The organism is Pseudomonas sp. FH1, from assembly GCF_000510895.2.
In the GTDB taxonomy this organism is placed as follows: Bacteria; Pseudomonadota; Gammaproteobacteria; order Pseudomonadales; family Pseudomonadaceae; genus Aquipseudomonas; species Aquipseudomonas azotoformans_A.
Genome location: NZ_AOHM01000058.1, coordinates 291,991 through 309,336, shown reverse-complemented (window position 1 = coordinate 309,336; position 17,346 = coordinate 291,991). Strand labels below are relative to the sequence as shown.

Sequence of the window (17,346 nt, the reverse complement as noted above, 5' to 3'; positions counted from 1 at the left end):
AAGGCGGACAAAAAAAGAGGCCTTTAAAGGCCTCTTTTTTATTGCCGGTTAATTAGTCCGGCTTTCCGTCAACCACGCCAGCGGTGTTATCCAACAGGCTCTTGGTTGCCGTCTGCAGGAACGACTCCAGTTTCTGCCTTAATGCACCTTCGTCCGGCGATTCTGCGATCACCTTACCGTTCGGGTTGGCGCCCAGCTCATATTCCCACAGCTTCGGCGGCATCTCCTTCGGCAGCACCAGGATGCGATCGCCGGTGACCAGCGCCACCGTCTGGTCGCTGCCCGACGGTTTGATCACGCCAAAGCCCTTGTCGCCTTCCGGCAGGTTCAGCAGGTCGCGGCCCCAGCACTGGTGAAGGGTCTCGCCACCGAGGCGGCCCATGATGGTCGGCACGATGTCGATCTGCGTACCTACGGTGTGGTCACGCTCGCCGAACTTCTCCTGCATGCCCGGTGCAATCATCAGCATCGGCACATTGAAGCGACCCAGGTCCATTTCAGTAATTTGCTGCTCGTTACCAAAACCATGGTCGCCCACGATGACAAACAGGGTTTCCTTGAAGTACGGCTCCTTGCGCGCCTTTTCAAAGAACTGGCCCAGGGCCCAGTCGGAGTAGCGCATCGCCGTCAAATGCTCGTCGAGGCTGCCACGGCCCGTGACCTTCTCCACCGGCAATGGCGTCGGCAAGGCATACGGCGTGTGGTTGGACAGGGTTTGCAGCAAGGCATAGAACGGCTTGCCGCCTTCGCGGGCCTTCAACTCTTCCAGGCCACGGTTGAACATATCCTGGTCGGATACGCCCCACGTCGGGTCGGAGAACACTGGGTCGACGAAGTCGTTACGCCCGATAAAGTTGGTCATGCCCTGGTTGCTGAAGAAGCCCGACTGGTTGTCCCAGGCAAAATCGCCGTTGTAGACATACACGTCGTCAAACTTGCGCGCGCTGAGCAACTGCGGCAGGCCCGACAGCTTGTGGCTGCCTTCCGGGGTCTGCATCAGGTATTCGAACGCCGGCAGGTTCGGGAAGCACGCCATGGTGGCGAACATGCCTTGGTGGGTGTGCGTGCCGTTGGAGAAGAAGCGGTCGAACAGCAGGCCTTCCTTGGACAGTTTGTCGAAGTACGGCGTGATATTACCCGGACGCCCCAGGGCGCCGACCGAGTGACCGGCGAAGCTTTCCATCAGGATCACGACGACGTTCTTGATCGGCAGGGTTTTCTCGGCCGGCGGGGTGAACTCGCGGCGCACGGCGGCGGTGTCGGTATCCACCAGTTTTTCGGTCGGCAGCACCAGCATGTCACGTACGGTCTGGGTTGCCAGCGGCTGCTCCAGCGTGGCTTTCCAGGTGTTATCACGGTGCTCGGAGAAACGTGCCTTGGCCGCGCCGATCAACGACAGCGTGCCATTGAGGCCCAACTGGTTGGCGAAGTTCGAGTCGGTGGTGTACACGTCACCCCAACGCAGCGGCGGGCCCTGGCGCAGGGTGCCGCGAATGGCGACCACGGCGATCAGCAGGCAGACCACAAACACCGCAATACGCGTGTACCACGGCGCCACTTGGCGGGTGCCGATGCTGCCACCGCTGAACGGGCCACGCGGGCGCGTTGCACGGTCGGCGCCTTTGAAGGCGATGCTCAGGATCAGCGTACCCACGGCCCAGGCCAGCAGGTAGCGCACCACCGGGAAACCGTACCAGAGCATGCTCATCACGGTTTTCGGATCTTCCTTCACATACTGGAAGACCAGGCCGTTGAGGCGCTGGTGGAACTCGCGATAGAAGTCCATTTCCATCAGGCCCAGAAACAGGGCAATGCTGGACGCGACGGTCAGCCACAAACGGAAGAACCCACGCGCAGCCATGGCGCGGACGCTGAACAGAGCCAGCAGCAGCGGAACCAATGCGTACATCACAAAGCGGATGTCGAAGCGCGTGCCATTGCCGAACGCTTCCAGGAAGGTCGAAGCCGGCGTGTCAAGGATCATTTCGCGGTTGTACACCAGCAGCGCGAGGCGCAGCAGGGAGAACATCACCATCATGACCAGTGCGCAGAGCAGCGTGTACGCCAGATGGGATTTGACGGTCGGTTGCAGCAAGCGATTTGAAGCGCGCTGCTGATTCAGGGCGTCCGGGTTTGCCATGTCGTTTTAGGACCCATTGGAAGTTTAAGTTGCGAAATATTGCAGCGGCATCCTGCCCACGCCCAAGCGTGTAGGAACAGGGGGGTTAGCGCGTTGGCGCAAATGGTGCCCGATGAATGCCATCAACGCTATTGATTACTGAGGGAAAACACGTCTTTGTGGTGCTTTTCCAGGCCTTTGACAGACCTATCCTACAAGGAAGCAAAGCGAAGGGAATTGTCCAAAACGCTGTGTGAAAATTCTGTGTAGCGAATATTTGGACACAAAAAAATGTGGAAGAAGGCTTGCCCCTCTTCCACATCGATTAAGCGTTGCGGGGTCAGATCCGCACGTTACCGCGCGGCCCGGCGATTGCCCAAATGATCAAGCCCAGCACCGGCAACAACAGGATCAGCAAAATCCACAGCACCTTGGCGCCCGTGCTCGCGCCGCTTTTGAACACGTTGATGATCGCCCAGATATCCAGGGCCAGGATGATCAGCCCGATCAAGCCATTAAAAGTGGAACCCATGGTGTCGCTCCTAAAGTGGGGGCATGCACTTGTAGGATAGCCAGCCCTGGTGGGGGTTCCGTTTTATTTCAGACGTGAACGGCGATCTTCAGCGCTTCCAGGGACGGCTCGCCCTTGATGCCCACCTCGGCGCACAGTTCCAGCACACGCGGCAAGTCGTTGCCATAGACCAGCACGGCCTGGATCTCGTCATCCAGCAGTTGGCTGAAGTTGAGCAGCACATAGCCGCCATCTTCCGGGCTCAGGGCACTCATCTGGATCTGGATGCGGTTCAGCGCCGTGAGGTCCTCAGTCTTCGCCAGCTGCTTGGGCTTGAGGTTGAACGCTACGCCAGGACCGAACGAGGCGACGATTTGCGCGAACAGATCGCCATAGGTGTCGGCCTGGAACAGCACGGTCTCCGGCAGGCTGCCGACGACGACCCACTCGCCCAACGGAATCGGGAAGCTGTCGTCGTAGTTGATATCCGGGTTGGCCGCCAGAAACGCCGCAGGGTCCGCGTAGGCCTGGGTCGCTTCATCGGCAATGCGCGCCACGTCGTCCTCGCTCATGACACCCGCGCTGATTTTGCTGATGAGTTCGACGAGGGCGGTTTTCATGGGTGTGGTCCTGTGGCGGGCGGTTTTCGAGGGCGCGTAGCCTACACCAGTTTTTGCAACTTCGCCGCCGTATCCACTGCACCCATGGTGTGTGCCGCCGCCAACGCGGTTGCGCCTTGGGCGTCAGCGGCCTTGGGATCGGCGCCCTGGCCGAGCAGATAGTCGAGCATTTCCACGCGGTTGAACATCGCGGCCATCATCAGTGCCGTACGGCCATCGGAGGACGACGCGTCCACTGGCACACCGCCTTCGATCAGTGCCTTGACCACCTCCAGGTTGCCTTTGAACGCCGCGCCAGCCATTGGCAGCTGGTTCTTGTCGTTGGCAATCAGCGGGTCAGCCTTGAACTCCAGCAACACTTTTACTGCCTCGACATGACCGTGGTAGGCCGCGAGCATCAGCAAGGTGTCGCCATTGTGATTACGAAAGTTGGCTGGCAAGCCCTTGGCCAGCAGCGCGGCAAGCATGGCGGCGTCGCCTTTGCGGGCGACGTCGAACACCTGTTCGGCAAATTCTGCGGCTTCGTCATCGGTCATTTGTTTGGCTTGGTCTGACATGTGGGGCTCCTTGTCTGGTCCTCTATATGGTGCCCAGTGTCGCGAGGGAGTTCCCACCTGTCATGGCTTTTTTGTCAAAAGCCTCCATAGGCATATTCAATAGCCCGGCCTAATAACGAAAGTGTCCGCCCTGGATCTGCGCCAATAGCTGTCCAGTGACCGGCACATAGCAGTCCGAACCTGGCAACCAGGCATAGACCGGATCATTGCCTGCCCTCTCCGGATCGAATGCCTCCTCCTTGAGTTTCACCTTTTGGTATTTGAACGTGCCGGTGGTCTCCATCTTGACCTTGATGCGCAGGAACAGCGGCACCGCGTAATGCGGCAACTGGCCGTGGGCGAATTGCAGTAACTCGCGCATATCCAACGAGGCCAGCGATTCGCTCGGGGTGATGGCAACCATCCCGGCGCGGCCGTTGGTGTTTTCGATTTCCACACCGTAGGCCACCACTTCAGCGATCTGCGGATGTTGCAGCAGCACGTTCTCCACCTCGGTGGTGGAGACGTTTTCACCCTTCCAGCGATAGGTGTCCCCCAGGCGGTCGACGAACTGCGCATGACCGAAGCCGATGCTGCGCACCAGATCGCCGGTATTGAAGTAGCGGTCGCCTTTCTCGAATACGTCGGTGAGGATCACCTTGCGGTTCTTTTCCGGGTCGGTGTAGCCATCATAGGGCGACTTTTCATCGATCCTGGCCAGCAGCAAACCTTGCCCGCCAGTCTTCACTTTGTGCATGAAGCCATCGCGGCCACGAATCGGCTCGCCGGTGTCGTGGGCGTAGTCCACCAACGCCCAGTGCTGCAGGCAAAAGCCGACGGTGTTGTCGAAGTTCAAGACGTTGGTGAAGCCGATGTTGCCGTCGCTGGCTGCATACAACTCGCAGACATGCTCAACCCCATACCGCGCCTTGAACTGCGCCCACACGCCGGGACGCAGGCCATTGCCGACCATCTTGGTCACGCGGTGATCGCGGTCGTTGAGGTTGGCGGGTTGATCGAGCAGGTAACGGCACAATTCGCCGACATAACCGAGGGTGGTCGCCTTGAAGCGGCGAGCGTCATCCCAGAATTGGCTGGCGCTGAACTTGCGCCGGATGGCGAACCCTGACGCCCCGACAATCGCCGAGCCCCAGCACACGCAAAGGCCGGTGGCGTGGTAAAGCGGCAAGGTGCAATAGAGGACGTCGTCCGGGCCCATGTCCAGGGCGATGCTGCCGAAGCTGACGGCGGTCTTGGTCCAGCGGCCATGTTTCATGATGCCGGCCTTGGGCAAGCCGGTGGTACCAGAGGTGTAGATATAGAAGCAGGGATCGTTGAAGAAGATCTGCGCGCTGCTAACCGGGTTATCCACCGGGGCGTCGGCGCTGGCGGCCATCAGGTCGACATAACCCTCTGGCGTCACAACGGCCTGCGGCTCCGGGATAAACCAGGACCGTGCAGTGGGAATGTCCACTTGATCGCGTACGGCATCATAGGCAGCCACCAATTCCGCGCCCACTACAATCGCCACCGGGCTCACCAGGTTCAGGCTGTGCACCAGCGCCGCTTGGGTCTGCGCCGTATTGAGCATGGCGCAGATGCCGCCCAGCTTGGCCACGGCCAGCACGTTCAGCAGCAACTCGGGACGGTTTTCGATAAACATCGCCACTACATCGCCCTTGCGGATGCCCTGGGCCTGCAAGTGGTGGGCGATACGGTTGGCGGATCGGTTGGCCTCGGTGTAGCTGAGCACGCGGTCGGCGTACAACAATGCGGCGCCATCCGGATTGCGCTGGGTGGCTTGCTCGAAGTGCCAGCCCAGGCCGCAGGGCTGCTGAGGGTCGGTAACGTTGGCGGCACGCATGCCGCGCACTACCCGTGGCAGGGCGCGAACAATGGCGGGCACCTTACGCAGCATCATGCCCCAGGTAATCATGTCGTTTGGCGATTGGCTCATGGGAACATCCTTTTTCTTATTCTTCGTAAACCTTGCAGGAAAGTACGTCAGCCTCTCTTCGGCTGTACACGCAGGATTTGAAAAGTTTTGTATCCCGATGAACGACCGCCGAAAAAAGGAATTCAGCGACGCCAGGTCAGTCTGTAGGAGTAATGGCGGGCCCGTTCGACCCCGTCGGGCCACGCAAAATGCAGGATGCATGATGGCCATTCATGCAAATTGCACGAAATCGAAAATTTGCATTTTTTATATCTTATTGATTTATAACGATATTTTATAAAACCAATAGCTGGCACAATCACTGCACCTATCACTCCATGCTTGCCAACTTGAGCCAACGGAGCTGATAGACATGAGCCTGATCCAAGATAAATTCGCTTCAGTATTCTCCAACTACGACGTCACCACCCAGCCACGTCCCGACGGTGGCATCCTGTTGACCCTGCGTAATAGCGAAGGCAAGCAGGTCAAGCGTTCGATCTCGTACCAGCAGTTGCACACGGCCGACCAATTGACTTGGGTGATCAGCGCCATCCGCCGCGACTTGGCCGAACAAGCCAGCGACCTGCCACAGATTTCGATGCTGCAAAGCCAGAACCGCTTTGCCCTGCCGACTTACCATTCGGCTTAAGTACCTGATAAAGAAAAGGGCCGCGACACACACGGGTGTCGCGGCCCTTTTTTCATGCATTCAGCAAAGCCCCTTGCGCGCCGCTTCATTCATTGCCTGGACGCGGTTACTGACTTCCAACTTGCCGTAGATATTGCGCAGGTGGAATTTCACCGTGGCTTCGGACGTGGCGCGTATCTGGCTGATCTCCCACACGGTCTTGCCTTCCGAGGCCCAACGCAGTATTTCCAGCTCCGTGCGCGTCAGGCTCTTGCCCGCCAGATTAATGCGCCGCCTGACAGCGTTGGGCACCGTATACGGTGCCAGAAACGATTCCCTTGGGCCTCTCATTAGTTTCTCTCCTTTATTATTGGCTGACGCCCTATCACCCTTCGGATTCCTCCTATTGACGGATGATATAAACGCTATTGCCGAAGAGAGTTACATAAGGCGTGGGATTAAGGCGCACCCATGAGAATAAACAGCAAGCCCCTACATAAGCTTAAGTTTATTCCCACAATAACTTCCAACATGCGGGGGTTGAAGTTTCTGATAGCTCGCGATTAATCATCCAATCCGGGAAAACGCCGGGCGATATCGTCACCGGTGAACTCGGGCACCCACCCTTTCTCGGTGTTGTATAAACGCAACGCCACGAAGTGCGGGTTCTCACCCATGTCGAACCAATGCATCACACCGGCCGGGATCACCAGCAGGTCGTTTTTCTCGCAACGTATGGCGTATACGTAATCGCCAATGTGCAGCGCGAACAGGCCCTGGCCGGCAAGGAAAAAACGCGCATCGTCTTCGCTGTAGCGGCGCTCATAGAGAAACTGCCCACGTAATTCGGCGTTCTGCGCGGGGTCGCCGGCATCCCTCATCACCCCGGCTGCGCGGTAGCCGAGCTGATCAATTTGCGCCTGGCAGGCGGCAATCAACTCGCTATCGCTGGCGCCCTTTTCGACCGGGCCGGGCTGCCAGCGCTCAAAACGCACGCCCTGCTCGGCCAGGGTGGCGGCGATGTCGTCAAAATGGGTCAGGACCTTGTTCGGCGTATCCGGTGTAGCGACGGAGTAGACAGCGACATAACTCATTGAAGGGTTCCTTGGTTCTGCTCTTGCAATCGAAAACCGATGATAACGGCGGCTGCCAGGGCGGCGACGCTGGCGATGCTGAAGGTCAGGGTCGGCCCCAACAGGTTCCAACTGTAGCCCGAATACAGGGCGCCCAATGCGCCACCGGTGCCGGCCAACGCGGCATACAGCGCCTGGCCCTGGCCTTGTTGCTTGTCGCCGAAACTGCGCTGCACAAAGGCAATCGCCGCCGCATGGAAACTGCCAAAGGTAGCGGCGTGCATCACCTGCGCCAGCAACAGCACCCAGAAAAACTCGGCAAATGAGCCCAGCAGCAGCCAGCGCAGCGCCGCCAGCAGGAAACTCGCCAGCAGCACCCGGCGTACCGAAAAGCGCGAAAGGATGCGGCTCATGGCCAGGAACATCAGCACCTCCGCCACCACGCCCAACGCCCACAACATCCCGATCACACCGCGGCTGTAGCCCAAATGTTCAAGGTGCAGGGTGAGAAAGGTGTAATACGGGCCATGGCTCATCTGCATCAGCGCCACGCAGGCATAAAACGCCAGAACGCCGGGGCTACGCAACTGTTTGAGGAAGCCCTCGCCCGCCAGGCGATTGCCGTGGCTGGCAGGTTGCGCATTCGGCACCCACAGGCTGGCTCCGATGATGCCGGCCATGATCACCACGACCACCACCGGGTAGATGTCCAGGCTCAGCCAGTCGAATAGGCGACCCATGATCACCACGGTAAGGATGAAACCGATGGAACCCCACAGGCGGATCTGGCTGTAGCGCGAGGTTTGTTTTTGCAGGTGCGCCAGGGTGATGACTTCAAACTGCGGCAGTACCGCATGCCAGAAGAACGCATGCAGGGCCATGACCAGGGCCAGCCAGGCGTAGGTATGGCTGATGAAGATCAGCGAAAAACTCGCCAGGGTGCACACCGCGCCAAAACGTACGATGGCCAGGCGCCGGCCGGTGTAGTCACCCAGCCAGCCCCACAGGTTGGGCGCCACGCAGCGCATCAGCATAGGGATGGCCACCAGCTCGCCGATGCGCGCGCTGGAGAAGCCCAAGTGGTCGAAGTACAGCGCCAGGAAGGGTGCGGTTGCACCCAGGAGGGCGAAGTAGAAGAGGTAGAAGCTGGAGAGGCGCCAGTACGGAAGGGCTGTCACAGCCGAGCCGTCACAGCTGGCCCAGCACCGGCGTACTCACGCGAACATCGGCATTCTGCCCACGATTGCGCAGCAGGTGGTCCATCAACACGATGGCCATCATCGCTTCGGCAATCGGCGTGGCGCGGATGCCGACGCACGGGTCGTGGCGACCCTTGGTGATCACGTCCACCGGGTTGCCGTGCACATCAATCGAACGGCCCGGCGTGGTGATGCTCGACGTCGCCTTGAGCGCCAGGTGCGCCACAATCGGTTGACCCGAAGAAATACCACCGAGGATGCCGCCCGCGTTGTTACTGAGGAAACCTTCCGGGGTCAGCTCGTCGCGGTGCTCGGTGCCACGCTGGGACACACACGCAAAACCGGCACCGATTTCCACGCCTTTCACCGCGTTGATGCTCATCAGCGCATGGGCCAGTTCCGCGTCGAGGCGGTCGAAGATCGGTTCACCCAGGCCAGGTTTCACGCCCTCAGCGACCACAGTGATCTTGGCGCCAACGGAGTCCTGGTCGCGGCGCAACTGGTCCATATAGGCTTCCAGTTCCGGCACTTTGTCCGGGTCGGGGCTGAAGAAGGCGTTGTCTTCGACGCTGTCCCAGGTCTTGAACGGGATTTCAATCGGGCCCAGCTGGCTCATGTAGCCACGGATCACAATGCCTTGGGTCGCCAGGTATTTCTTGGCGATGGCACCGGCCGCCACGCGCATCGCGGTTTCGCGCGCCGAGCTGCGGCCGCCGCCACGGTAGTCGCGCTCGCCGTATTTGTGGTGATAGGTGTAGTCGGCGTGGGCCGGGCGGAACAGGTCCTTGATCGCCGAGTAGTCCTTGGACTTCTGGTCAGTGTTGCGGATCAGCAGGCCGATGGCGCAACCGGTGGTGCGGCCTTCGAACACGCCGGAGAGGATCTCGACTTCATCGGGCTCCTGGCGCTGGGTGGTGTGGCGGCTGGTGCCGGGCTTGCGGCGGTCGAGGTCACGCTGCAGGTCTTCCAGGGACAGCTCGAGGCCGGGCGGGCAGCCGTCGACAATGGCGACCAACGCCGGGCCATGGCTTTCGCCCGCGGTGGTGACAGTGAACAGCTTGCCGAAGGTATTGCCGGACATGCAGGGCGCTCCGTGAAATCAGTTGAATCAAGTCAACCGTAATAACTTAAGGCGGCCAGTATACGCAGGCTAACCGAGTAGTTCATCCTCGAAACCTTAGCGGTAGACCTTGGTCCAACCGGCACCTTCCCAATGATGGCGCGATGATGCTGCGAGTTCTGCTTTTGACCCTCACCCTGTTTTCCAGCCTGGGCTTCGCCGCCTCCCCCGTGGTGTTGCAACGGCCTATCAGCCTGGACACCGGCAGCGGCGAGCTGTTTGGCTCACTCTTGTTGCCTAAATCCGACAAAACCGTGCCGGTGGTGTTGATTATCGCCGGTTCCGGGCCCACCGACCGCAATGGCAACAGCGCCGACGGTGCGCGCAACGACAGCCTCAAGCGCCTGGCCTGGGTGCTGGCGCGGCATAACATCGCCAGCGTGCGCTACGACAAGCGCGGCGTGGCGGCCAGCCTGGCTGCCACCCCCGACGAGCGCAACCTGACCCTGGACGCCTACGTCGCCGACGCCGTGGCCTGGGGCAAACTGCTCAAGGCCGACAAACGCATGGGCCCGCTGATTGTGTTGGGCCACAGCGAAGGTGCACTGGTGGCCGCCCTCGCCGCGCCGCAGCTGGACCCGGCAGGCGTGGTCTCGTTGTCCGGCAGCTCGCGCCCGGTGGATCAAGTGATCCGCCAACAGTTGGCCGATCACCTGCCCCCTGCCCTGCTGCTGCGCAGTAACCAAATCCTCGATCACCTCAAGGCCGGCCAAGTGGATGCGGATGTGCCTGGCCCGCTGGAAGGCATTTTCCGACCCAGTGTGCAGCCATATCTGATCAGCCTGTTTCGTGCCGATCCGTCGGCAGCCTTTGCCAAATTGAACATGCCGGCACTGATCATCCAGGGCACCAACGATATCCAGGTCGGTGTGGGCGATGCCCAGCAACTTAAAAAGGCCAAGCCCGACGCGCAGCTTGTGCTGATTGAGGGCATGAACCACGTGATGCGCATCGTGCCCAACGATGTGAAGCAGCAATTGGCCTCCTACAACGACCCGCAACTGCCCCTCGCCGCCGAGCTGGGCAACCGCCTGGTGCCCTTTATCGACGGACTTCAACCCCGTTAAGCGACAATTTGCCTCCAGTCCTGGGGAAAGCGGCCGATAAGCCCAGAGTCGACAGTAAAAAGACTGTCGACTCGCTGGGCTTGGACAGGATCGCGCCGCATGACAACCACTGAAGCAACACCGGAATCCACCGCCGACACCCCGGCTGACAAAACCGAGGCCGTCGACCCGGCGCCCCTGCCGTGGGCGGATGTCCAGGCTGAGCATTTCAAGATGCTGCGCCTGGCGCCCCTGGCCACCGACCGCGCCACGGGCGTGCGGCCTTTGCGCTTCGTGCAGTTCGGCTATGCCGAGCGCAACGACAAACACCACAGCCTGCTGCGCATGGTCATCCAGTTGCCCGGCCAACGCGTGCGCCGTGAACAGAATCACCTGGATATCTGGGTTGACCACGATAAACATCGTGTGCACTTCGGCCCCGGCAACAGCCTGGAAATCGAACCGGCAAACCGTGGCATCGGGCGCTTCCTGGTGGCCCAAGGCGCTGCCTGGGCGAAAAAGAAATGGTCGCACTACCGCGTCGACGGCGTTGACCTGGCCAACAAAGATGCACTGAACGAAGCCACCCGCCTGCGCCGCGATCACTTCCTGCGCATCCAGGGTTTTGATGTGGCTTACGCCGATGTGCAGCACCTCAAGGGTAACGTGCAGCCGGGCAAGGTCAGTGATGTGCTGGACAGCTGGAACACCGAGAAGGTGCAGTTCGTAGAAATCCTGGAAGCGGCGCAGATGCTGCAACAGGCAGAACAGAACCTGGCAGAGCAGGAAGTGAAGCTGCGCAAGGAAGAGGAAAAGGTCACCAAGTTCAAGCGTGAGGACAGCGGATTGCGCTTTACCATCACCTGTCTGGTGGCATTTACGGTGTTTCAGGCGGGGTTGTTGATCTGGATTGCAACTCACCGCTGAAACACATTCGCACTATGAAATGCGGTCATTGACCGCACTCCTACCGCTAGTACAGGTTAAACGCGGGCAGCAAATGCAGCCTGATGTTGACGGCACTGCTCAGCCGTCAACATGAACACCCCATGGCCGCCGCGCTGGAAGTCCAGCCAGGCAAAGTCCACTTCCGGGTACAGTGCCTCGACGTGCACTTGGCTGTTGCCCACTTCAACAATCAGCAACCCCTTCTCGGTCAGGTGGTCCGCCGCTTCGGCCAGCATGCGCCGCACCAGGTTCAAACCGTCGTCGCCACAGGCCAGGCCCAGCTCAGGTTCGTGCTGGTATTCGTCAGGCATATCGGCGAAGTCTTCGGCATCCACATACGGCGGGTTGGACACGATCAAGTCAAAGCGCTGGCCCGGCAGGCCGTCGAAACCGTCACCCTGCACGGTATAGACACGCTCATCGACGCCATGGCGCTCGATGTTCTGGTTGGCCACTTCCAGGGCTTCGAAGGACAAGTCCCCCAGCACCACTTCGGCGTCCTGGAACTCATAGGCGCACGCAATGCCGATGCAACCGGAACCGGTGCACAGGTCGAGGATGCGTGCCGGTGGCTGCGCCAACCAGGGTTCGAAGCGGTTTTCGATCAGCTCGCCGATCGGTGAGCGCGGGATCAGCACGCGCTCATCGACGATAAACGACATGCCACAGAACCAGGCTTCACCAATCAGGTAGGGTGTCGGCACGCGTTCGTGGATGCGGCGGTGCAACAAGCGTTGCAGGTGGGCGACTTCCTCTTCTTCCAAGTTGCAGTCGAGGTAGCTGTCGGCAATTTCCCACGGCAAATGCAAGGCACCGAGCACCAGTTGCCGGGCATCGTCCCAGGCATTATCGGTGCCATGGCCAAAAAACAGGTCTTCCCCATGGAAACGGCTGACAGCCCAACGGATATGGTCGCGCAAGGTGCGCAGGCGGGAAGTGGTCACGGGGGCAAGCTCCTGGAAAAAACGACTGGCGATTCTAACAGCCTTCACCTGTACCGACGATGTACGAAAACCCGTCGCCACCCGTCGGATTTCATCCAAATTGCCATCATTGTGTTAAACAGGCCCACCTCTTGACATGGCTGCACGTCAACAACGGCGTACCTTACGATGGTAGCGATTCACAGAACCGCTCAGCCAGTGGACAATGTCGCAAAAGCCCCCCTCACAGGAGCCCCAGAATGTCCGTTCCAAAGACGATGTTTCAACTCAGCGGTCGTGGTTACGCAGCAGCGAACCTCAGCCATGCGACCCTCGTGATCATCGACGCCCAGAAGGAATACCTCAGCGGCCCCCTCGCCCTCTCGGGCATGGACGCGGCCGTCGGCAACATCAAGCAACTTGTGTCCGCCGCCCGCAACGCTGGGCGTCCGATTGTACATGTGCGTCACCTGGGCACCGTGGGTGGCCTGTTCGACCCACAGGGCGAGCGTGGCGAATTCATTCCAGGGCTTGAGCCTGAAGGCGACGAAACCATCATCGGCAAGCTGCTGCCCAGCGCCTTCCATGGCACCGGCCTGGAAAAACACTTGCAGGACCTCGGTTCCCTGGACCTGATCGTCTGCGGTTTCATGAGCCACTCCAGCGTCAGCACCACCGTGCGCGCCGCCAAGAACCTGGGCTTTCGCTGCACCTTGGTGGAAGACGCCTGCGCCACACGTGACCTGCCTTACAAAGGCGGCATCCTCAGCGCCGAGCACGTGCAGCAGACCGAAATGGCCATCATGGCCGACAATTTCGCCACCCTGGCGCTGACCAAAGATCTGATCTGATCAACCTTCTGATGAGCGGCGCAGCCTGTTTACGGCCCCGCTCATCCGCAGAGCCCTCTCATTTGGCGCATTTACCCCTCCCCCCGGAACAACCTGTGTATTGTCCGGTCGAAGGGCCGATACCCTGGAGGAAAGGTCGGAATGAAGATATCCGATGGTTTTGACGCTCGTCGCTTGCGCCCCAAGGGCCCGAGCAATTGGCGTCTGCGCCTGGTGGCCGGCATTGCCGCGTTGCTGGCGATAGTTGGTGTGCTGTTGGCTGGCGCTGGTGGTGCCGGTTTGTTGGGTCACTCGCCGGCCCTTGGTGAATTGAATGCCAGTCCTGGTGGCTCGGCGATTCTGTTGGTGATCGGGCTGCTGGTGCTGTGGTTGGGCGTATGGTTATGGCGGCGCAGCCGTCGGAAAATGCGTCAGCCGTTGTCGCTGAACATCGCTTCTCACCTGATGAAAAAGCACGACTGATGGCGCTTGGATAGCGTTTCCTGCGCCCTGGCCGCCGCGATTTAGGTAAACTGCCCGCCCTTCGCGGAGGCCAACATGCAAGACGACGATTTTTCCCTGTTCAAAAACGAGCTGCGCGGCGTCAAGCCGATCAAGCACGACCGCGCCGACACCGGCAAACCCAAGGCCGACCGCGCGCAGATCGCCAAGCTGCGCCAGGCCGCGACCGTGCGCACCGATGCCACCACCGTGGACGGCCTGTCGGACCAGTTCGTGATCGATGTCGGCCCTGAAGACGAGCTGATGTGGGCCCGCGATGGCGTGCAGGAAAGCCAGATGCGCAAGCTCAAGGCCGGCCAGATCCCGTTCGAAGGCAGCCTTGACCTGCATGGCATGAACGTGGAAAAAGCCCGGGAAACCCTGTGGGCCTTCCTGGCCGAAGCCACTAAATTCGAAATCCGCTGCGTACGCGTCACCCACGGCAAGGCCGTGCGGCTGGACGGCAAGCGCCCGATGATCAAAAGCCACGTCAACACCTGGCTGCGCCAGCATGCCCAGGTCCTCGGCTTTACCTCATGCCAGGCCCGCCACGGCGGCGCGGGGGCGGTGTATGTGATGCTCAAGCGTACGATGATGGAAGGGCGCGACGAGTAACAACTGCCATCGTCAGGCTTGCAGCGATGTGCCCGCCACCGTAACCTTGCGCTTTGCGAAAATCCCACAGGTAGTTTCATGTCCCTGGAACAGAATTACACCGCGATCCTCGGCCAACTCGGCGAGGACGTTTCCCGCGAGGGCCTGCTCGACACGCCAAAGCGTGCCGCCAAGGCGATGCAGTACCTCTGCCGCGGCTATGAGCAGACTCTGGAAGAAGTCACCAACGGTGCCTTGTTCAGCTCCGACAACAGCGAAATGGTGCTGGTCAAGGACATCGAGTTGTACTCGCTGTGCGAACACCACCTGCTGCCGTTCATCGGCAAGGCCCACGTCGCTTATATCCCAAGCGGCAAGGTGCTGGGCCTGTCCAAGGTTGCGCGGATTGTCGACATGTACGCCCGCCGCCTGCAGATCCAGGAAAACCTCAGCCGCCAGATCGCCGATGCCGTGATGCAAGTGACCGGCGCCCTGGGCGTGGCCGTGGTGATCGAGGCCAAGCACATGTGCATGATGATGCGCGGTGTGGAAAAGCAGAATTCGTCGATGATCACCTCGGTGATGCTGGGTGAGTTCCGCGAAAACGCAGCCACCCGCAGCGAATTCCTCAGCCTGATCAAGTAACCGGCTGCGGACGAAAAAACCGGCGTTCATCGCCGGTTTTTTTTCGCCTGCAAAATTGAGGTAAGCTGCGGCCCCTTCTTCATGGGCAAGAGGTTTCAGCCATGTTCGTCAAAGCACTTCGAGTGGGCCTCGGCCACGTCATCATCGCGGGCGACTTTCTTACCCGCCCACGCAAAAAGCAGCGTTCCGCCGAGCAACAGGCACAGGTGAATGCAGCGGCCAAGGAGCTGACGCTGTATCAGTTCCACGCTTGCCCATTCTGCGTGAAGACCCGCCGCACCCTGCACCGCCTGAATGTGCCCGTCGCGCTGAAAGATGCGAAAAACAACGAACAGGACCGCCAGACCCTGCTTGAGCAAGGCGGCAAGATCAAGGTGCCGTGCCTGCGTATCGAAGAGAATGGCCAGACCACCTGGATGTACGACTCCAAGGTGATCATTGAATATCTGGACAAGCGTTTCGCCGGGGTTTGACCGCCTACTGCTGAATCGACAGTTCCAGTAGCGCCGAGCCCAGGCACTTGCCATGGGCATCCAGCGCCAGCGAGCGGGTGACTCCACCGCGCAGGATACCCGGCAACACGAAGTTCAGCGCCTGCACATTCGGCAATTCATAGCGCCGCACAGGCGCTGCGTCGGGCTCACGCAACCCCGCGAAAAATTCGGCCACACGTTCGGCGGTCAGTTGCTCGCACAGCAATGGGTAGTCTTCAGCACGATAGGCAATGATCGAAATGTTCGACGTGTCGCCTTTATCCCCAGTGCGGGAATGGGCCAGCCTCTGCAGCTTCATGCTTCGATCCTCGGGTTGACCACATCACGCGGCAGCAACAACGACGCCACCGCTACCACTTGCCGCACGCTTTTGCTCGCGCCGCCGCCGCCCGACGGGCCGTTGGTGTAGAGGGTTTCCACTTCATTGCCGACGCGCACCGCCTCATCGCGCGCCTCACAGCGCGCCGCCACGCGCAGGCGCACTTCCCAGGGCTCGACCGCGCTGCGCGGGCCGTGAAGCGAGTCCATGCCGATCAGTTCGGCACGCACGTCCTGCATCTTCACGCCCATCAACTCAAGGCGCTTGAGGACCACATCCCGCGCCAGTTGCGCCCGTGCGATAGCGCCGGGACCGCCGTAGGACATCTGCCCTTCACCAATCCAACCGTCCAGATAGCCGACGCTGACCTTCAGCTGTTCGGGGCGCGCGCGACCGTCTGCACCTTGGGCGCGAACGCGATCAACGCCCTCCTCCACAAACCCCACCTGGGAAAAGTCCGCCGTCACGTCAGGCGTGAGGTACGCCGCCGGGTCGTGCACTTCATAGATCAGCTGTTCAGTGCAGGTCGCACGGCTGACCCGCCCGCCGGACCCAACCACCTTGGTAATCACTGCCTCACCGTCCGCAGTGATCTCGGCCAGAGGGAAGCCCAGGCGCGCCAGGTCTTCCACATCCTTGAAACCCGGATCGGCGAAATAGCCGCCGCTGACTTGCCCGGCGCATTCAAGCAGATGCCCCACCAGCGTGCCACGCCCCAAACGCTGCCAATCGTCCGCTGCCCAGCCGAATTCAAACATCTGTGGCGCGAGGAACAGCGAAGGGTCGGCCACGCGCCCGGTGATCACCACGTCGGCATCCGCGTGCAATGCCTGCAGAATGCCGTCGACACCCAAGTAGGCATTCGCGGAAATCAGCCGCTCGCCCAAGGAACCGACGGTCTGGCCGTTATCCAGCAGAAAGTCAGGCTTCAACACCTCCAACACGTCATCGCCGACCACCGCGACGACCTTGAGCGCAAGGCCCAGTTCACGCGCAATTCGCCGCACCTCACTGGCCGCCGACACCGGATTGGCCGCGCCCATATTGGTGATCACCCGCAGGCGACGACGCCCGGCCCTTACGCCCACAAACGGCAGCACGCGGCGCATGCGCTCACTCAGCAGCGGGTCGTAACCGCCCTCTGGATCGCTGATGCGCGCCTGTTGCGCCAAGGCAATCGTGCGTTCGGCCAGGCATTCGAACACCAGGTAATCCAGTTCGCCCTGCTCGGCCAGTTCCACGGCAGGTTCGATACGGTCGCCGGAATAGCCGGCGCCGGAACCGATGCGCAAGGTTTTCAT

Annotated in this window: 20 protein-coding genes; 8 read left to right on the top strand and 12 right to left on the bottom strand. The window is 60.5% G+C overall.

The features are described 5' to 3' along the window. Positions 1-52: 52 nt before the first annotated feature. The 5 genes from H096_RS19305 to H096_RS19285 form a co-directional block, all read right to left on the bottom strand. Positions 53-2,140, bottom strand: coding sequence for an LTA synthase family protein (locus tag H096_RS19305; RefSeq protein WP_033900897.1), 2,088 nt, complete (start codon positions 2,138-2,140; stop codon positions 53-55). Positions 2,141-2,459: 319 nt separating this feature from the next. Continuing rightward, a complete protein-coding gene (locus H096_RS19300) occupies positions 2,460-2,651 on the bottom strand; it encodes a PLDc N-terminal domain-containing protein (protein WP_003172956.1) in 192 nt (63 codons plus the stop codon). Positions 2,652-2,719: 68 nt separating this feature from the next. Continuing rightward, the gene (locus H096_RS19295) at positions 2,720-3,250 is read right to left on the bottom strand and encodes a hypothetical protein (RefSeq protein WP_033900894.1); all 531 of its coding nucleotides are present in this window, start codon (positions 3,248-3,250) and stop codon (positions 2,720-2,722) included. A 41-nt stretch (positions 3,251-3,291) separates the two neighbouring features. Beyond that, entirely contained in the window at positions 3,292-3,807 is a 516-nt protein-coding gene (locus H096_RS19290) for an ankyrin repeat domain-containing protein (protein ID WP_033900893.1), read from the bottom strand. Positions 3,808-3,916: 109 nt separating this feature from the next. Further along, a complete protein-coding gene (locus H096_RS19285) occupies positions 3,917-5,743 on the bottom strand; it encodes a long-chain-acyl-CoA synthetase (RefSeq protein WP_033900891.1) in 1,827 nt (608 codons plus the stop codon). A 352-nt stretch (positions 5,744-6,095) separates the two neighbouring features. On the opposite strand from H096_RS19285, the gene H096_RS19280 reads away from it, so the two are divergent. Further along, a complete protein-coding gene (locus H096_RS19280) occupies positions 6,096-6,374 on the top strand; it encodes a DUF3509 domain-containing protein (protein ID WP_010208870.1) in 279 nt (92 codons plus the stop codon). A 60-nt stretch (positions 6,375-6,434) separates the two neighbouring features. Here the strand turns inward: H096_RS19280 and H096_RS19275 are convergent, their stop codons facing one another. The 4 genes from H096_RS19275 to aroC form a co-directional block, all read right to left on the bottom strand. Then, the gene (locus tag H096_RS19275; protein WP_033900889.1) at positions 6,435-6,704 is read right to left on the bottom strand and encodes a helix-turn-helix transcriptional regulator; all 270 of its coding nucleotides are present in this window, start codon (positions 6,702-6,704) and stop codon (positions 6,435-6,437) included. Positions 6,705-6,916: 212 nt separating this feature from the next. After that, on the bottom strand, positions 6,917-7,447 hold the full coding sequence (locus tag H096_RS19270) for an acireductone dioxygenase (RefSeq protein WP_033900887.1): 531 nt from the start codon (positions 7,445-7,447) through the stop codon (positions 6,917-6,919). Further along, entirely contained in the window at positions 7,444-8,604 is a 1,161-nt protein-coding gene (locus tag H096_RS19265; protein ID WP_033900884.1) for an MFS transporter, read from the bottom strand. Before H096_RS19265 ends, H096_RS19270 begins: the two co-directional genes overlap by 4 nt. A gap of 10 nt (positions 8,605-8,614) precedes the next feature. After that, complete coding sequence (aroC, locus tag H096_RS19260) at positions 8,615-9,706, bottom strand: chorismate synthase (RefSeq protein WP_016976377.1); 1,092 nt, start codon at positions 9,704-9,706, stop codon at positions 8,615-8,617. Between the two features lie 143 nt (positions 9,707-9,849). Between aroC and H096_RS19255 the strand changes: the two genes are divergently transcribed. Then, entirely contained in the window at positions 9,850-10,812 is a 963-nt protein-coding gene (locus H096_RS19255) for an alpha/beta fold hydrolase (RefSeq protein ID WP_033900883.1), read from the top strand. A 99-nt stretch (positions 10,813-10,911) separates the two neighbouring features. Then, complete coding sequence (locus tag H096_RS19250; RefSeq protein ID WP_033900881.1) at positions 10,912-11,718, top strand: hypothetical protein; 807 nt, start codon at positions 10,912-10,914, stop codon at positions 11,716-11,718. Between the two features lie 56 nt (positions 11,719-11,774). On the opposite strand, the gene prmB is transcribed toward H096_RS19250, so the two are convergent. Beyond that, positions 11,775-12,683, bottom strand: coding sequence for a 50S ribosomal protein L3 N(5)-glutamine methyltransferase (gene prmB / locus H096_RS19245; RefSeq protein ID WP_033900879.1), 909 nt, complete (start codon positions 12,681-12,683; stop codon positions 11,775-11,777). 239 nt (positions 12,684-12,922) lie between these two features. On the opposite strand from prmB, the gene H096_RS19240 reads away from it, so the two are divergent. The 5 genes from H096_RS19240 to H096_RS19220 all read left to right on the top strand — a co-directional run bounded on the left by H096_RS19240 (position 12,923) and on the right by H096_RS19220 (position 15,705). Beyond that, positions 12,923-13,513 (top strand): cysteine hydrolase family protein, encoded by a 591-nt coding sequence (locus H096_RS19240; protein WP_010208860.1) that lies wholly within the window; start codon positions 12,923-12,925, stop codon positions 13,511-13,513. Positions 13,514-13,654: 141 nt separating this feature from the next. Continuing rightward, entirely contained in the window at positions 13,655-13,975 is a 321-nt protein-coding gene (locus H096_RS19235) for a hypothetical protein (RefSeq protein WP_033900878.1), read from the top strand. A gap of 75 nt (positions 13,976-14,050) precedes the next feature. Continuing rightward, the gene (locus tag H096_RS19230; protein WP_016976371.1) at positions 14,051-14,608 is read left to right on the top strand and encodes a Smr/MutS family protein; all 558 of its coding nucleotides are present in this window, start codon (positions 14,051-14,053) and stop codon (positions 14,606-14,608) included. Positions 14,609-14,686: 78 nt separating this feature from the next. Further along, positions 14,687-15,232 carry a GTP cyclohydrolase I FolE gene (folE, locus tag H096_RS19225; RefSeq protein WP_003442011.1) on the top strand — a complete coding sequence of 182 codons (546 nt, stop codon included), beginning with the start codon at positions 14,687-14,689 and terminating at the stop codon, positions 15,230-15,232. Positions 15,233-15,333: 101 nt separating this feature from the next. After that, on the top strand, positions 15,334-15,705 hold the full coding sequence (locus H096_RS19220) for a glutathione S-transferase N-terminal domain-containing protein (RefSeq protein ID WP_033900875.1): 372 nt from the start codon (positions 15,334-15,336) through the stop codon (positions 15,703-15,705). A gap of 4 nt (positions 15,706-15,709) precedes the next feature. Here H096_RS19220 and H096_RS19215 read toward each other — a convergent pair whose 3' ends face one another. Together H096_RS19215 and H096_RS19210 are read right to left on the bottom strand one after the other, a co-directional pair. Next, positions 15,710-16,024, bottom strand: coding sequence for a hypothetical protein (locus H096_RS19215; protein WP_033900873.1), 315 nt, complete (start codon positions 16,022-16,024; stop codon positions 15,710-15,712). Beyond that, positions 16,021-17,346, bottom strand: a complete 1,326-nt coding sequence (locus H096_RS19210) for an acyclic terpene utilization AtuA family protein (RefSeq protein ID WP_033900870.1) — start codon at positions 17,344-17,346, stop codon at positions 16,021-16,023. The genes H096_RS19215 and H096_RS19210 overlap by 4 nt, the downstream gene beginning before the upstream one ends.

What these genes read in the sequence shown, in the direction of transcription:
- H096_RS19305 (WP_033900897.1), bottom strand. Translation starts at nt 2,140, where the DNA reads ATGGCAAACCCGGACGCCCTGAATCAGCAGCGCGCTTCAAATCGCTTG.
- H096_RS19300 (WP_003172956.1), bottom strand. Translation starts at nt 2,651, where the DNA reads ATGGGTTCCACTTTTAATGGCTTGATCGGGCTGATCATCCTGGCCCTG.
- H096_RS19295 (WP_033900894.1), bottom strand. Translation starts at nt 3,250, where the DNA reads ATGAAAACCGCCCTCGTCGAACTCATCAGCAAAATCAGCGCGGGTGTC.
- H096_RS19290 (WP_033900893.1), bottom strand. Translation starts at nt 3,807, where the DNA reads ATGTCAGACCAAGCCAAACAAATGACCGATGACGAAGCCGCAGAATTT.
- H096_RS19285 (WP_033900891.1), bottom strand. Translation starts at nt 5,743, where the DNA reads ATGAGCCAATCGCCAAACGACATGATTACCTGGGGCATGATGCTGCGT.
- H096_RS19280 (WP_010208870.1), top strand. Translation starts at nt 6,096, where the DNA reads ATGAGCCTGATCCAAGATAAATTCGCTTCAGTATTCTCCAACTACGAC.
- H096_RS19275 (WP_033900889.1), bottom strand. Translation starts at nt 6,704, where the DNA reads ATGAGAGGCCCAAGGGAATCGTTTCTGGCACCGTATACGGTGCCCAAC.
- H096_RS19270 (WP_033900887.1), bottom strand. Translation starts at nt 7,447, where the DNA reads ATGAGTTATGTCGCTGTCTACTCCGTCGCTACACCGGATACGCCGAAC.
- aroC (WP_016976377.1), bottom strand. Translation starts at nt 9,706, where the DNA reads ATGTCCGGCAATACCTTCGGCAAGCTGTTCACTGTCACCACCGCGGGC.
- H096_RS19255 (WP_033900883.1), top strand. Translation starts at nt 9,850, where the DNA reads ATGATGCTGCGAGTTCTGCTTTTGACCCTCACCCTGTTTTCCAGCCTG.
- H096_RS19250 (WP_033900881.1), top strand. Translation starts at nt 10,912, where the DNA reads ATGACAACCACTGAAGCAACACCGGAATCCACCGCCGACACCCCGGCT.
- H096_RS19240 (WP_010208860.1), top strand. Translation starts at nt 12,923, where the DNA reads ATGTCCGTTCCAAAGACGATGTTTCAACTCAGCGGTCGTGGTTACGCA.
- H096_RS19235 (WP_033900878.1), top strand. Translation starts at nt 13,655, where the DNA reads ATGAAGATATCCGATGGTTTTGACGCTCGTCGCTTGCGCCCCAAGGGC.
- H096_RS19230 (WP_016976371.1), top strand. Translation starts at nt 14,051, where the DNA reads ATGCAAGACGACGATTTTTCCCTGTTCAAAAACGAGCTGCGCGGCGTC.
- folE (WP_003442011.1), top strand. Translation starts at nt 14,687, where the DNA reads ATGTCCCTGGAACAGAATTACACCGCGATCCTCGGCCAACTCGGCGAG.
- H096_RS19220 (WP_033900875.1), top strand. Translation starts at nt 15,334, where the DNA reads ATGTTCGTCAAAGCACTTCGAGTGGGCCTCGGCCACGTCATCATCGCG.
- H096_RS19215 (WP_033900873.1), bottom strand. Translation starts at nt 16,024, where the DNA reads ATGAAGCTGCAGAGGCTGGCCCATTCCCGCACTGGGGATAAAGGCGAC.
- H096_RS19210 (WP_033900870.1), bottom strand. Translation starts at nt 17,346, where the DNA reads ATGAAAACCTTGCGCATCGGTTCCGGCGCCGGCTATTCCGGCGACCGT.